10 protein-coding genes are annotated in these 14,396 nt (G+C 74.3%); 6 read left to right on the top strand and 4 right to left on the bottom strand.

Annotated features, from left to right (window positions below; genetic code table 11):
* Positions 1–144 precede the first annotated feature (144 nt).
* Positions 145–2,226: a hypothetical protein gene (locus tag DP939_RS15100; protein ID WP_113981321.1), complete on the top strand. Its 2,082-nt coding sequence runs from the start codon at positions 145–147 to the stop codon at positions 2,224–2,226.
* Between the two features lie 11 nt (positions 2,227–2,237).
* Here DP939_RS15100 and DP939_RS15095 read toward each other — a convergent pair whose 3' ends face one another.
* Positions 2,238–2,567, bottom strand: coding sequence for a PadR family transcriptional regulator (locus DP939_RS15095; RefSeq protein WP_111166515.1), 330 nt, complete (start codon positions 2,565–2,567; stop codon positions 2,238–2,240).
* Between the two features lie 87 nt (positions 2,568–2,654).
* On the opposite strand from DP939_RS15095, the gene DP939_RS15090 reads away from it, so the two are divergent.
* The 4 genes from DP939_RS15090 to cydC are packed head-to-tail and all read left to right on the top strand — an operon-like array spanning position 2,655 to position 8,091.
* Positions 2,655–3,842, top strand: coding sequence for a cytochrome ubiquinol oxidase subunit I (locus DP939_RS15090; protein WP_113981320.1), 1,188 nt, complete (start codon positions 2,655–2,657; stop codon positions 3,840–3,842).
* Between the two features lie 9 nt (positions 3,843–3,851).
* Positions 3,852–4,616, top strand: a complete 765-nt coding sequence (locus DP939_RS15085; RefSeq protein ID WP_113981319.1) for a cytochrome d ubiquinol oxidase subunit II — start codon at positions 3,852–3,854, stop codon at positions 4,614–4,616.
* A gap of 56 nt (positions 4,617–4,672) precedes the next feature.
* Positions 4,673–6,376 carry a thiol reductant ABC exporter subunit CydD gene (cydD, locus tag DP939_RS15080; RefSeq protein ID WP_113981318.1) on the top strand — a complete coding sequence of 568 codons (1,704 nt, stop codon included), beginning with the start codon at positions 4,673–4,675 and terminating at the stop codon, positions 6,374–6,376.
* Complete coding sequence (cydC, locus tag DP939_RS15075) at positions 6,373–8,091, top strand: thiol reductant ABC exporter subunit CydC (RefSeq protein WP_113981317.1); 1,719 nt, start codon at positions 6,373–6,375, stop codon at positions 8,089–8,091. Before cydD ends, cydC begins: the two co-directional genes overlap by 4 nt.
* A gap of 167 nt (positions 8,092–8,258) precedes the next feature.
* On the opposite strand, the gene DP939_RS15070 is transcribed toward cydC, so the two are convergent.
* Positions 8,259–9,617: a S1C family serine protease gene (locus DP939_RS15070; protein ID WP_113981316.1), complete on the bottom strand. Its 1,359-nt coding sequence runs from the start codon at positions 9,615–9,617 to the stop codon at positions 8,259–8,261.
* Positions 9,618–9,811: 194 nt separating this feature from the next.
* Positions 9,812–10,801, bottom strand: coding sequence for a DUF4145 domain-containing protein (locus DP939_RS15065; RefSeq protein WP_113981315.1), 990 nt, complete (start codon positions 10,799–10,801; stop codon positions 9,812–9,814).
* A gap of 205 nt (positions 10,802–11,006) precedes the next feature.
* Here DP939_RS15065 and DP939_RS15060 point away from each other — a divergent pair, with 205 nt between their 5' ends.
* Positions 11,007–13,736: a LuxR C-terminal-related transcriptional regulator gene (locus DP939_RS15060; RefSeq protein WP_113981314.1), complete on the top strand. Its 2,730-nt coding sequence runs from the start codon at positions 11,007–11,009 to the stop codon at positions 13,734–13,736.
* Positions 13,737–13,760: 24 nt separating this feature from the next.
* On the opposite strand, the gene DP939_RS15055 is transcribed toward DP939_RS15060, so the two are convergent.
* On the bottom strand, positions 13,761–14,354 hold the full coding sequence (locus DP939_RS15055; RefSeq protein WP_113981313.1) for a hypothetical protein: 594 nt from the start codon (positions 14,352–14,354) through the stop codon (positions 13,761–13,763).
* Positions 14,355–14,396: the final 42 nt, after the last annotated feature.

Raw genomic sequence — 14,396 nt, 5'->3', positions numbered from 1 at the left:
TCGCCCGGTATCGGACGCCCGCCGCGGAGGACGGGCGCGAGGTCCGAAAACCGCGACCCCGGGACTCGCGAGAAGTGATCGACACGTCGCCGTCCGCTCGCCAGACTTGACCCCGTATGTCCCCGAGGAGCGGAGGACGAGCACGTGCACATCTGGCTCAGGCTCGGCGCGCGCCTGCCCTGGGGCGACGGGGCCCGCCGCCGTCTCGCCGCACTCGCCGAGCGGGGCGACGACGCGGCGCTGACGGCCATGATCGGGCTCGCCCGGCGCGGACACGCCCGCGAGTGGCTGGCCGACCGCTGGGTGGCGACGCGCGACGAGCGGCTGCGCGCCGCCGTACTGGAGACCGGGGCCGTCGCCTCGCACGGCCGGGCCCGCCAGGTCACCCTGGCCCTGCACGGACGGCTCTCCAGGCAGGCCGGGTACCAGGCCGCGCTCAACGTGGCGGCCTGCGCGGAGGACGCGGACGAGACGGTGCGCGGCAACGCGTACGCGATCTGCGCCACCGCCACCGGCCCCCTGCTGGACCTGCTCTGGCGGGCCGCCGCCACGGGCCGTCCCGCGCTGGTCGAGACGCTGCTCGCCAACCCCGCGGAGCTGTCCGGCGACGCCCTGATGTGGGCCTGGTGGGCATGGCTGGACCGGCCCGCGCCGCGGCTCTGGGACCGGCTGGCCGGGCAGGGCGAGCCCGCCCCGGCGGGGCCGTGGCCCACCGACGCGCACGGCCGGGAACGCGCGCGGGTGCACGCGCAGAGCATGGTCGCGCTCGGGCTGGCCGCCGACGACCGGCTGTGCTCGGCGGCGGTGTCGCCCGACGTCCCCGAGCAGGTACGGCTGCGCGCCGAACAGATCTGCATGGAACGCGGGCTGGTACCGGACCAGCCGGTGGAACGGGCGCTGTTCCACCTGCTCACCGGCGCGACCGAACGGTACCGCGCGCTCGACCCCGACGGCTCGCTGCTGGCCGCCGGGCGGGCGCGGCTGCGCGGCGGCCTGCGGGACCGGCTGTCGCGGCTCGTGACGCGGGCGGGCGACGAGAGCCCGGCGCACATCGTGACGGACGGCGAGCCCAAGCCCTGCGACCGGCGCGAGGCCGGGCGGCAGGTCCACGGGTTGCTGGACTCGCAGGCGTGGGCGGAGCTGTGGCGGCTCTTTCCCACGCTGCCCTTCGAGGACGGGCTGGCCGCGGTCCGGCGGATCCGGGGGTGGCGCCCTTCCGACGCCCGGGAGGCCGGGCTGTTCGACCTGCTGACGCGGCCGTTACCGGCGCCCGCGCCGGTGGTCATCGGCGTGGGCGAGGCGGCGGTCCAGGTGGCGTTCACCGCGGGCGGGGCCCGGATGTACATCGCCGACGCCGCGAAGGACGTACGGGCGGGCGTGAGCGCGGAGGTCTACTCGCTGTGGCGGCGGGAGCGGGTCCGCTCGGCGGTGTGGCACGGGGCGCGGCAGCCGGGCCGGATCATCGCGATGGCCGCCAGCGGCGCCGGTTTCGCCGCGCTCACCTCGCGCGGCCGCCTGTTGTTCGGGCACAAGATGCTGCGCGAGGTCGCGCTGGGGCCGCTCACCGGCGACCGCGGGTTCGTCGCGCTGGCCGCGCACCGGCGTACCGGTCGGCTGGCCGTGCTCGGGCGGCGGCTGACGGTCCTCGACCGCGACGCGGGCCGGGTCGTCGCGGCCGGGGAACAGGACCTGCGCGGGGAGGCCGCCAAGGTGGCGTTCCTGCACGCCCAGCGCATGGTGGTGGCCAGGCGGGACGGCATCGCGGCCCTGAACACCGGCGATCCGCGCACCCACGACGTGTGGGCGCCGTTCATCACGCCGGACGGGCCGTCCCTGACCGGGCTCGCGGCCTACGACGGTGGGACCAGGCTCGCCATGATCATCGATGGCGGCGTCGTGTTCGCCGCGCTCGACTTCGTCACCGGCAACTGCACGGAGATCGACGAGCCGCGCTTCCGCAGCCCGGATGAGCGGGTGACGGATCTGTGGAGCTCACCCGGCGGGGAGTATCTGGCGGTCCGCGCGGGGGCGGCGCTGGAGGTCCACGGTCCCTTCATCGACGGCGGCGAGGCGCTGCTCAAGCGTCCGCTGACCGAGTTGTCGCGCGCCCACCTCGCCGAGGCGGCCAGGCTGCGCGCCCGCTTCGGCGACGACTCTTTGACCGGCCGCCGCTACGGCCTGCTGCACGCCTGCCTGGCCCACAAGTACGACGTCACCGACGCCTGACCCCCGGCCCGTCAGCGGGCGCTGCGAGGTTCGAGCACGCTGCCGATCGCGCTGGTGAACGCCTGCCAGGCCGACCGCTCGCCCGCCAGCGCCTTGCGACCCGCGCCGGTCAGCCGGTAGGTCCTGCGCTTGCGCCCGCCGACCGTCGCCCATTCGCCCGCCAGGTATCCCGCACGCTCAAGCCGGCGCAGGGCCGGGTAGAGCGTCCCGGTCGGCACCGACAACGCACCGCCACTGCGCTCCTGCAGGGCCTCGATGATGGCGTAACCGTGTAGCGGTTCGTGTTCCAGCACGGACAGCAGGAGGGCGTCCATGTGCCCGCGCAGCGCGTCGGTGTTCACGCCGCAACTCTATCCCGATTCGTCATGTAGCCAGTCTACATGTAGGCTCTCTATATGTAGACAGACACAACGACGGAGTTGGCAGCGATGGACGTGCTCGACCTCGCCCGGACTCAGTTCGCCGTGACGGGAAGCCTGCACTTCCTGTTCGTCGTGCTCACCCTGGGCCTGGCCCCCCTCGTCGCGATCATGCAGACCCGGCACGCCCTGACCGGCAAGCCGGTGTTCGAGCGGATGACGCGCTTCTGGGGCCAGATTTATGTGATCAACTACGCGCTCGGCGTGTTCACCGGGCTCGTGATGGAGTTCCAGTTCGGGCTGAGCTGGAGCGGGCTGTCGCACTACGCGGGCGACGTGTTCGGCGCGCCGCTGGCCATCGAGACGCTGGTGGCGTTCTTCCTGGAGTCCACCTTCCTGGCTCTGTGGATCTTCGGCTGGCACCGGCTGCCCCGGTGGCTGCACCTCGCCTGCATCTGGCTGGTCACCCTGACCGCCTACGCCTCGGCGTTCTGGATCATGGTCGCCAACGCGTTCCTGCAGAACCCGGCGGGCTCGGAGGTGCGCGGCGACCGGCTGGCGCTGGTCGATCCGGGCGCGCTGCTGTCCAACCCGACGTTCGTCTACGCCTTCCCGCACGTGATCGGGGCGGGCCTGCTCACCGGCGGGCTGGTGATCGCGGGGGCGAGCGCGTTCCAGCTCAGCCGCCGCCACCCGGAGGTGGAGTTCTTCACCCGCTCGATGCGCCTCGGCACGCTGGTGGCCGCCGTCGGCGTCTTCGTCACGATCGGGTTCGGGTTCGCGCAGTTCGGGCCGATCGGCGGGCTGCAGCCGGGCAAGTTCGACTCCAACCCGCTCAGCGGCCTGTCCCTGGGGTTGATGATCATGGCGGGCGAGCTGCTCATGCTGCTGTTCATGTTCCTGCTGCTGCCGCTGATCTGGTGGCTGCCCAAGTGGCGCTGGACGCACCCGATCGTGATCCTGGCCACCCCGGTCCCGTTCGTGGCCGCGATCCTCGGCTGGCTGACCCGCGAGGTCGGCCGCCAGCCCTGGTTGATCAACGGCAGGCTCACCGTGGCGGACGCCATGTCCCCCGGCCTGACCCCCGGCATGGTCGGCGCGTCGTTCGCCGCCTTCGCCGGGCTGCTCGGGCTGCTCGCGGTCATCGACTACGTGCTGATCGCGCGTACCGTGCTGCGCGGCCCCGCCGCCACCTTCCTCGGCGCGCCGGAGGAGCCGCACGCCGCAGACCGCCCCTCCCCCGCGCTGACCTACTAGGAGGCAGGCATGGAGATCGTCTGGTTCGCCGCGCTGGCGCTGCTGCTCGCCGGATACTTCGCCCTTGAGGGCTTCGACATCGGCGTCGGCATGCTGCTGCCCGTCCTCGGCCGCGACCAGGCCGCACGTGACCGGCTGGTCGGAGCCATCGCCCCCTTCGTGCTCGCGAACGAGGTGTGGCTGGTGGCCGGGGTGGGCGTGCTGTTCGGCGCGTTCCCCTCGCTGGAGGGCGACGTGCTGTTCGCGCTCTATCCGCTGGTGGTGGCCCTGCTGGTGTCGTGGATCGTGCGGGACGCCGGGCTTTGGTTCCGCCGCCGCGTGGAGGGTCCGCGCTGGCGGGGGTTCTGGGACGGCGCGCTCTGCGCCGGATCGTGGGGGCTCGCGCTCACCTGGGGCTTCGCCCTGGCGCGGCTGGCGACCGGGCTCGACGGCCTGCCCGCGCTGCTGCTCGGCGTGGTGCTCGCCGCCGTGGTGGCCGCCGCGTTCGCCTTCCACGGCCGTACGTTCGCCGCGTGGCGGCTGCCCGGCCACGGCCGCCCGCGCGGTGGGCGCGCGCTGTTCGGCTCCGCCGTGCTCGCCGCCGCTCCCGCGCTCGCCGGGCTGGCGCTCACGGGCGCAACGGTGCTCGGGCACGCCGCCCCGGCAGGGACACTGAACATGCTCGGACTTATGGTGGTTCCGTTCGCGCCGTTCATGGTGGGGGCGCAGATCTGGGTATGGCGGACGTTCGGACCGCGCAGGCCGGCGGGCTCGCGCGTGCCCTCGTTCTTCTGACCCGCGGATCACCCGATCGCCGTAGATCATAGATCGTAAAGGTCACAAAGGGATTCATGCACAAGGACCTCCTGCGACTGGCCCGCACGGAACGGGCCGTCGGCCGGCACCTGGCGGTCTGCCTGACCGCCGCGGTGCTGGCCGGGCTGCTCGTGATCGCCCAGGCCGAGCTGCTCGCGGGGGTCCTGTCCGGGCGGTTCGCGATCAGTGCCCTGTGGGGCCTGGTCGCGGTGGTGGGGGTGCGCGCGCTGCTCGGGTGGGTGCAGGGCGTGGCGGCCGGGCGTACGGCGGGCGCGGTCAAGTCCACGCTCCGCCACCGGCTTCTGGCCCGGCTCCAGGAACTCGGGCCCGCGAGGATCATCGCGCACCGGTCCGGTGAGCTGGTCACGCTGACCGGCAGGGGCCTGGACGCGCTCGACCCCTACCTGACCGGCTACCTGCCGGCGGTCGCGGTCGCCGGATTCGTGCCGATCGCCGTGCTCGTCCGGCTGTTCGCCGCCGACCTGGCCGGCGCGGTCATCGTCCTGATCACCCTCCCGCTCATCCCGATCTTCGGCGCGCTGGTCGGCCGGCACACCAAGACGGTCACCGAACGCCAGTGGCGGGCCCTCGCCCGGCTCGGCGGGCACTTCCTGGACGTCGTGCGCGGGCTGCCCACGCTGCGGGCGTTCGGCCGGGCCCGGCACCAGGCGAACGTGATCCGCGAGGTGGCGGGCGCGCACCGCGCGGCCACCATGCGCACGCTGCGGGTGGCGTTCCTGTCGTCGCTGGTCCTGGAGCTGGCCGCGTCGCTGTCGCTGGCGCTGGTGGCGGTGCCGATCGGGCTGCGGCTGCTGTCCGGCTCGATGGACCTGCACGTCGCGCTGCTGGTACTGCTGCTCGCCCCGGAGGCGTACCTGCCGCTGCGGGCGATGGGCACCAAGTTCCACGCCTCGATGGAGGGCGTGGCCGCCGCCGACCAGGCGTTCGCCGTGCTGGACACCGACGCGGGCGACGGCCCCGGCCCTGCGGGCGACGCGCGGACCGGCCCGGACATCCCCGAGATCCGCCTGGAGAACGTGACCGTCCGCTATCCCGGCCGCGACGACGCCGCGCTCGACGACGTCTCCCTGGTGATCGCGCCCGGGGAGCGGGTCGCCGTGATCGGGGAGAGCGGCGCGGGCAAGAGCACGCTGCTGCACCTGCTGCTGGGGTTCGTGACCCCGGAGCGGGGCCGGGTCACCGTCGGCGGGGTGGACCTCGACCGGCTCGACCTCGACGCCTGGCGCGCCCGGCTGGCCTTCGTGCCGCAGCGCGCCCACCTGTTCGCCGCGTCGGTGACCGGCAACATCCTGCTCTCCGACGCCGACCGGGCCCCGGCGGTGGACGTACGCGCCGCGGCGAGGGCCGCGCGAGCGGCCGAGTTCATCGAGGCGCTGCCCCAGGGGTACGACACCGTCCTCGGCGAACGCGGCGCGGACCTGTCGGCGGGCCAGCGCCAGCGCATCGCCCTGGCCCGCGCCTTCTGCCGCCCCGGCGCGGCCGTACTCCTCCTGGACGAGCCCACCGCCCGCCTCGACGGCCGCAGCGAGGCCGCCATCGTGTCCGCCACCCGGGCCCTGGCCGACGGCCGCACCGCCATCATCGTCGCCCACCGCCCCGCCATGATCGACCTCGCCGACCGGGTCATCCGCCTCAGCGACGGCCGCATCGCCTCCGACACCCCACCCCACCCAGACCAGCCGCCCCAGGCGATCGCACACACCGGAGGGGACTCATGAGCGGGCGTGAGGCCGGGGTGATCGGGTGGGGCGGTCGGCGGCGGCTGGTGGTCGCCGCCGCCGCCGGGGCCGCGGCGGACCTGGCCGGGCTCGGTCTGATCGCGTCGGCGGCATGGCTGATCACCAGGGCCGCGCAGCAGCCCTCGCTGGCCGCGCTGAGCGTGGCGATCGTGGCCGTACGGGCGTTCGCCACCACCCGTGGCGTCTTCCGGTACGCCGAACGCCTGTCCGGACACGACGTCGCGCTGCGGGCCCAGGCGACGACCAGGGAGCGACTGTACGACGCGCTGGTCCCCGCCCGCCCGCTCGCCCACGGCGGCGCCGACCTGCTCAGCCGCATGGTGGACGACACCGACGCGGTCCAGGACCTGCTCGTACGCTGCCTGCTCCCGGCCATCGCCGCGCTGATCACCGGCGCGGCGGCCGTCGTACTGGCGGCCTTCCTGCTCCCGGCGGCGGCTCTGATCCTGCTCGCCGGGCTGCTCGTCGCCGGGGTACTGCTGCCCGCCGCCACGGCCGCCGCGGCCCGGCGCTGGTCGGCCACGATCGCCCCGGCCCGCGCCGAACTGGCCGCCCGGGTGGCCGATTTGGTCCACGGCGCCGCCGACCTCGCCGCCTACGGCGCGAACGGCAAGGCCCTGGCCACCGCGGGCGCCGCCGACGACCGGCTGGCCGCCCTGGAGCGGCGGCAGGCCAGGACCAACGCCGCGGCGCTGGCCGCGGGCGTACTGACCCAGGGCCTCACCGTGGCGGGCGTGGTGCTCGCCGCGCAGGCCGCAGGCGCCGGACAGGTGCCCACCGCCGTGCTCGCGCTCAGCGCGCTGGTCGCCTTCGAGCCGGTGCTGCCGCTCGCGTCGGCCGGGGAACGGCTGGCCGGGATCACCGCCGCGCTGCGCCGGCTGCGCGAGGTCCGGGCCACCCCGCCCGCCGTCGCCGAACCCGCCAAGCCCGCCGAGCCGCCCACCGGCCCGCTCACCATCGAGATCCGCGACCTGGTGGTCCGGCACGACGAGGGCCGCGCCCCCGCGCTCGGCGGCGTCGGCCTCACCCTCACCCCCGGCAAGCGGACCGCCCTGGTCGGCCCGAGCGGGGCGGGCAAGAGCACGCTGCTGGCCGCGCTGATGCGCCTGGTGGACCCTGAGTCGGGCGACATCCGGCTCACCGGCCCGGACGGCTCGGCCGACATCCGCGAACTGACCCCCGAGGCGGTACGCGAGCGGATCACCGGCCTCACCCAGGACCCCTACATCTTCCAGGCCACCCTGCGCGACAACCTCCGGCTCGCCGGACCGGACGCGGACGACGAGCGACTACGCTCGGCCGTACGCCGCGCGAGGCTGGCCCGCTGGGTCGAACGGACCGGCTGGGACGCCCAGCTCGGCGAGGACGCCCGCACCGTCTCCGGCGGCCAGCTCCAGCGCCTGGCCCTGGCCCGCGCCCTGCTGTACGACCCGGAGATCCTGCTGCTCGACGAGCCGGCCGAAGCCCTCGACGAAACGACCGCCGACGCCCTGATGAGCGACCTGCTGGACGCCACCCACGGCCGTACCACCCTGATCGTCACCCACCGCCTGCGCGGCCTCGACCGCGTGGACGAGATCATCGTCCTGGAAGAGGGCCGGGTCACCCAGCGCGGCCCCCACTCCGAGCTCCTCGCCCAACCCGGCTACTACCGCGACCTCTGGCAATCCGAGTCCCTGACCTCCCACCACTGATCCCTCGTGGTCATCCCGGCGACCGCACCGGCGCGGATCACCGCCACACCCGCACGCCCGCCAAAGCGCCCTCGCGCCGGCCGCCACCACCGGCCCCCGTGCAACGACGATGCCCCCCGGCCATGGGGCCGGGGGCGCGCTTTTTCGGCGAACGGGGATGTTCGTGTCTACTCGGTCTTCTCCGCGAGGGTGACCTTGGTGGTGTGGGTCTGGCCGTCGCGGACGTACGTGATGGTGATCTGCTGGCCGGGGCCGAGGCCGCGGATAATGCCGACCAGGGTGTCGGAGGCGTCGATCGGCCGGGCGTCGATCTTGGTGATCAGGTCGCCCTGCCGCAGGCCCGCCTTGGCGGCGGCGCTGCCCTCGGCGACCGAGCCGACCAGTGCCCCGGCCGTGTCGCCCGAGGAGTCCTGGACGGTCACGCCGAGCTGGGCGTGCCGTACGTCGCCGCTCTTGATGAGCTGGTCGGCGACCTTCTTGGCGGTGTTGATCGGGATCGCGAAGCCCACGCCGATGTTGCCCTCGCTGCCCGCCGTGGCGATGGCCGTGTTGATGCCCACGACCTGCCCGCTCGCGTTGACCAGTGCGCCGCCGGAGTTGCCGTGGTTGATCGCCGCGTCGGTCTGGATCGCGCCGCCGATGGTCGTCGGCTCGCTCGGCGGCTGCTGCTGCCGCTGCTCGCGTCCGAAGCCGGGCGGGAACTGCCGGCCGGGCGGCTCCTCGCCGCCGACGTTGACCGTACGGTTCAGCGCGCTGACGATGCCCGCGGTCACCGATCCGGCCAGGCCCAGCGGGCTGCCGATGGCCAATACCGAGTCGCCGACCTTGAGCCGGTCGCTGTCGCCCAGCGCCGCCGCGGTCAGCCCGGAGACGCCGGTCGCCTGGAGCACGGCGAGGTCGGTGGCCGCGTCGGTGCCCTTCACGGTGGCCTTGGCGGTCCGGCCGTCGTTGAATCTGACGGTGATCTCGGCGCCGCCGCTCGCGAGCGCGGCGACGTGGTTGTTGGTGAGGATCAGGCCGTCCGCGCTGAGGATGACGCCGGAGCCGCCGCCGTTCCCGGCCTGGATGGAGACCACCGAGGGCTGTACGGCCTGCGCCACGCCGGCCACGGTCCCCGCGCCGGAGTCGGCGACGGGGCTGAGCACCGGACTGCTCACGACGGTACGTTCGCCGCCGAAGGCGGTGGCCGCGAAGGCCCCCGTGACCCCGCCCCCCAGGGCCACCGCCGCCAGCGCCAGGCCCGCCAGCGCCTTCTGCCGCCCGGTGAAGCCGCCTTTGGCCTTGCCCGGCGCCACCACGGTCTCTGGGCCGGGGCCGGACCCCGGGGTTCCGGCCGAGCCGCCCGGCTGGGGGGACGGCGACGCGAACACCGCCGTGTCCCCTACGGGGGCGGCCTCGCCTTGCTGCTGGTCCTGCGGCGATCGGGCCCTGCCAGGGAACTCCCCGGCGCGCGGCGGGACCTTCCCGAACTGGGTCCAGCCGTCCGGCCGCTCCTGCCCCTGCTCGTTCGGTTCGTTCGTGCTCATCAGGTTTCCCCCACTGTCGTGGCGACCGCCCTATGGGGCCGACCGGTACCTCTCAACAGTGACAAACCACCTGTAAAACCGCCCTAAGCTGCGGAAAGGCAAGATCGTATCGCCCTGACAGCCGCCTTATCTCCCGTGCTCACGCCCGTACTCCGCCCGCTAAGGCGGCCGGAAATCTTCCCGTGGGCCGGAGGTCAGGGGGTGGTGATGGGGGCGAGGGTGGCGCCGGTGAGGCGGATCAGGTCGAGGGGGTCGAGTTCGAGTTCGAGGCCGTGTCTGCCGCTGGAGACGTAGACCGGGCCGGGGGCGCCGACGGTCTCGTCGGCTATCACCGTGAGGTACGGCAGGGCCAGGGGGCTGATCACCTCGCTCGCCGTCGCCCAGCTCAGCCGGGTCACCTCGGCGGGTTCGGCCAGGCGTGCCGCCGCTCCGCCCGCCGCTCCGGCGAGGGCGGGCAGGTCGATGTTCAGCACCGCAGGGGCGAGGGCCGCGATCGGGCGGTCGTCGACGCGGACGATCACCGCCTTGAGCACCCGGGTGGCGGGAACCCCAAGTTCGGCCGCCAGGTGGCGCCGGGATTTGGCTCTGCCCGGATCGTGCATATATTGCCGTGGCGTAAACGGCACGCGGGATTTTCGCAGCAGTTTCATGGCCGGTGTCTCACGAAGGGCCGCACCCGCGCCGCGCACCGGCCCCCGGCGTGCCCGAAATTCGGCATATCTCCGATTCACCACATATAAGTGATCCACTAACGCCTCCGCGAGAATGATCGCGTCTTCGGCGTCCTGCCTGGTCACCGGGTCTCCGCTGATGTGGGCGGCGGCGTTGCCGACCTCCCGCAGGTCCTCCGCCCAGGCCGCCAGCCGTCCCTCCACCAGCCCCCGGGCGCGCAGTTCGCGCAGCCCCTGGTGCAGGGTCCGCCCGCCCGCCCCGTGATCCGCGCACACCCCTTCGAGCAATCGCCGTACGTTCACCAAGGTCATCGTGTACGCCCCGGCGTTCAGGCAGGACTCGGCCTCCGCGAGTTCCCGCGCCAGCGCCGCCGGTACGGCGGCGGCGGCGCGCGACCGGCGTGCCGCGACCGGCCACAGCACCCGCGCCCGCCGTGGCGGCAGCCCGTCGGGATCACGGTCGGGATCGATGGCCGCCGACTCCGCCGCCAGGAAGAGCACCTGCCCGCACATCTGGCACACGGCCGTCGCGTACGGCGCCAGTTCCGGCGGCAGGAATGACCGATGCGGCCCATCGGGCTCACGCGCGAGAGAAGGATTCGCACACCCAGGGCAATCAATGCTGAATTTCGCCGCCCAGCGCCTCACAAAGGGACGATAAAGGATCACCAAATTGCCCACAAGAGCGTAATATCCAGACCTGGGTGGGAGGGGCACAATGAAGCCGTGGCCGTTCGCGGGGCGTGAGAAAGAGCTGGAAACATTGATCAGATTCGCCCGCGACCGCGCCGCGCGCGGCGTCGTGATCGTGGGCGCGGCCGGGGTGGGCAAGTCCCGGCTGGCCGCCGAGGTGCTACGCGGGTTCGCCGACGACCGCCACGCCGTACTGCGCATCCGCGCCACCAAGGCGACCAGCGACATCCCCAACGGCGCGCTGGCGGACCTGCTGCCCGCGCGGGCGCCCGAGGGCAACACGCTGCGGTGGGCGGCCGAGGAGATCGTCGCGCGGGCCGCCGGGCGGCTGCCGGTACTCGGCGTGGACGACGCGCACCTGCTGGACGGGCACTCGGCGGGAGTGATCCACTCGCTGGTCGCCACCGGACGCGCCCGGGTCGTCGCCACGCTGCGCAGCGGCGAGCCCGCCCCCGACACGGTGACCGCGCTGTGGCGCGACCACCTGGCCAGGCGGGCCGACATCGGGCCGCTGGGCGACGGCGACATCCGGCGGCTGCTGACCGCCGCGCTCGGCGGCCCGCCGGACGAGGCGACCGTGGTCCACCTGTGCCGGGTGACCGAGGGGAACGCGCTGTTCCTGCACGAGATCGTCGACTCCGCGCTCGCCGCGGGAACGCTCCAGCGGTTGCGCGGCATGTGGCACCTCGCCCACGGCCCGCTGGCGGACGCGGCCCCAGGGGACGCGCCGCTCGCCCCCCGGCTGGTCGAGCTGATCCGCGACCGGATCGGCACCCTGTCGGGCCCGCTGGCGGCGGTGCTGGAGTTCACCGCGTTCGCCGAGCCGATCGGGGCGCGCACGCTGAGCACGCTGGTCTCGGAGGAGGCCGTACTGCTCGCCGAGGAGCGCGGCCTGATCAGGGTCGCCGTGGAGGACAGGAGGGAGGTCGCGCGGCTCGGCCACCCGCTCTACGGCGAGGTGGCCCGCGAGCGCTGCCCCGGGCTGCGCCGCCGCCGCCGTTACGCCGAACTGGTGCGGGTCGTGGCGGCCACCGGCATGCGGCGCAGGGAGGACGTGCTGCGCGGCACGGTGTGGCGGCTGGAGAGCGGGCTGGGGGCCGACCCCGAACCGCTGGTCGCCGCCTGCCGGCTGGCCTGGGCCGCGCACGACTATCCGCTCGCGGTCCGCCTGGCCGAGGCCGCGCTGCCGGCGGGCGGCGGCGTCGAGGCGGCGATCCTGCTGGCCAACCTGCTCGACCACGCCCAGCTCCCCGACCGCGCCCGCGCGGTGCTGGACGCGACGCCGGAGCCCGCCGACGAGTCCACCCGCGTCGAACTGGCCCTGGCCAGGGCCAGCAATCTCGCCTGGGGCACCGACCGGCTGCCCGAGGCGATGGCGCTGCTGGCGCGTACCGAGGGCACCGTCACCGACCCCGCCAGGCGCGACGCGATCACCGTGCGCCGGATCGGCCTGGCCGCCTCCGCCGCCGACCCGCGCTCCGCGCTGGCCTGGAGCGCTCCGCTGCTGGACCGCCCGCTCGGCGCGGCGCTGCGCGCGCAGGCGCTCAGCTCCCGCGCGCTCGCGCTGTGCTACGCGGGCCGTACGACCGAGGCGCTGGCCGCCGTGTCCAAGGCCCTGTCCGGCATGGCGGGCTGGCGGGACACGATCCCCGCGCTGGTCTCCCCGCTGCACTCCACCTGGGCACTGTGCGGGCTGTTCAGCGGCGACCTCGCGGTCGTGGGAGAGGCCACCGCCTCCATGACCGCGGCGGTGTCCGGGCAGCGCGGCTGGTCGCGGGGCGAGGGCAGCCTGGCGCTGTCCCGGGGGCACGCCGCGATCCTGCGCGGCGACCTCGACTCCGCGCTCGCCGTACTGCACGCGCCCGCGCACCACGAGACCGCGGTCACGGTCGGCGGGTGCCTGGGCGCCTACGCGCTGGCGCAGGCACTGTGCGGGGACGGCAGGGCGGCGCAGGAGACGCTGGACGCCGCGCTGGCCCGCAACCGGACCACCTGGACCGCCTTCGGCCGGTGGGTGGCGCTCACCCGCGTCTGGATCGCCGCCGCGCTGGGCGAGACCAGCAGGGCGATCGACCTCGCGCTGAGCGTGGCGGCGAGCAGCCGCGCCGCGGGGCTGCCCGGCTTCGAGCACATCGCGCTGCACGACGCGGTGCGCCTGGGCCGTGCCGCGCCGGTACGGGCCCGGCTGGCCGAGCTGGCCGCGGTCCACGACGGCGAGCGGGTACGGCTGGCCGCCCGGCACGCCGCCGCGCTCGCCGACGGCGACGGCGGCGAGCTGCTGGCGACGGCCACCGGCTTCGAGCGGCTGGGCCTGATGCTGCACGCGGCCGAGGCCGCCGCGCAGGCGACGGGCGCGCTGCGCCGGGCGGGCGACGAGCGGGGCGCCCGCAGGGCCGCCGCCGAGGCGTGGTCGCTGGCCGCGTCCTGCCCGCGGGCGGCCACTCCGGCGCTGCGCTGCCTGGCCGCGCCCGACCTGACCGTGCGCGAGCTGGAGGTCGCCCAGCTCGGCGCGGCCGGGCGCAGCCACCGGGAGGTCGCCGAACGCCTGCACATCTCCCTGCGCACCGCCCAGAACCACCGCAACCAGGCGTACCAGAAGCTCGGCGTGAACAGCGCCGCCGAACTGGCCGGGATCTTCGCGAGGTTCGACGGCGGGACGCCCACCGGCCTGAAACGCGCCGAGGCCGCCGCCCCCGGACTCGGGGAGCGGCGGCCTCGGCGTCATCTGGCGGACCGGGCCTCGGACGGCCCTTGACGGTCCGCGTCCACGCGGCGGTCGTCAGAACGCGCTGTAGATCTCGTGCCAGCCGCCGGACCTGCCCTTGGGCGAGTGCCCGTTGCCACGGCTCACCTGGACGGAGATGCGCTTGGCGTCCTTGCCGTCGAAGCTGTGGCGCTCGGGGTACCTGCCGCAGTTGTCGAAGGACCGGAGGTAGGAGGAGCCGTCGAAGGTGACGACCTTGAAGGTCTCCCACGCACAGCGGTACCGGCGGTCGCCCCACCGCTTTTCGTTGCGCAGCTTGCTCTCCACGGTGAACTCATTGCCGCGAACCCACTTGGAGTGCTTGGTCCACCAGGTCTTCTTGACCGGCTTGCACTTCTTCGCGCCCTTGTGCCACCAGCAGTGCTTGACCCACTTGGTGTGCTTCTTCTTGTAGTACACCTTGTGGTGCTTGCGCTCGACGCTGACCTCACCGGTCGCCTTGCTCTTGCGGTCGGCGGAGTAGTACGGGCCCCACTGCGTCGTGCCGGTGACGGCACTGGCGGTGGCGGCGCCACCCGCGGTGACGGTCGCGCTGGCGGCGGCCGGGGCGGCCACCGCGATCGCCGTCGCGGCGCCTACGCCGATGAGGATTCGGCTGACGAATCGCACGTTCGGTCCTCTCGGGGATAAGGGTGTCTGACCGACCAAGCC

It is taken from the genome of Spongiactinospora rosea, from assembly GCF_003315795.1.
Taxonomy (GTDB): Bacteria; Actinomycetota; Actinomycetes; order Streptosporangiales; family Streptosporangiaceae; genus Spongiactinospora; species Spongiactinospora rosea.
The sequence above is the reverse complement of the archived record's forward strand: the minus strand, read 5'-3'. Positions and strand labels throughout refer to the sequence as shown.

What these genes read in the sequence shown, in the direction of transcription:
- DP939_RS15090 (WP_113981320.1), top strand. Translation starts at nt 2,655, where the DNA reads ATGGACGTGCTCGACCTCGCCCGGACTCAGTTCGCCGTGACGGGAAGC.
- DP939_RS15085 (WP_113981319.1), top strand. Translation starts at nt 3,852, where the DNA reads ATGGAGATCGTCTGGTTCGCCGCGCTGGCGCTGCTGCTCGCCGGATAC.
- cydD (WP_113981318.1), top strand. Translation starts at nt 4,673, where the DNA reads ATGCACAAGGACCTCCTGCGACTGGCCCGCACGGAACGGGCCGTCGGC.
- cydC (WP_113981317.1), top strand. Translation starts at nt 6,373, where the DNA reads ATGAGCGGGCGTGAGGCCGGGGTGATCGGGTGGGGCGGTCGGCGGCGG.
- DP939_RS15070 (WP_113981316.1), bottom strand. Translation starts at nt 9,617, where the DNA reads ATGAGCACGAACGAACCGAACGAGCAGGGGCAGGAGCGGCCGGACGGC.
- DP939_RS15065 (WP_113981315.1), bottom strand. Translation starts at nt 10,801, where the DNA reads ATGTGCGGGCAGGTGCTCTTCCTGGCGGCGGAGTCGGCGGCCATCGAT.
- DP939_RS15060 (WP_113981314.1), top strand. Translation starts at nt 11,007, where the DNA reads ATGAAGCCGTGGCCGTTCGCGGGGCGTGAGAAAGAGCTGGAAACATTG.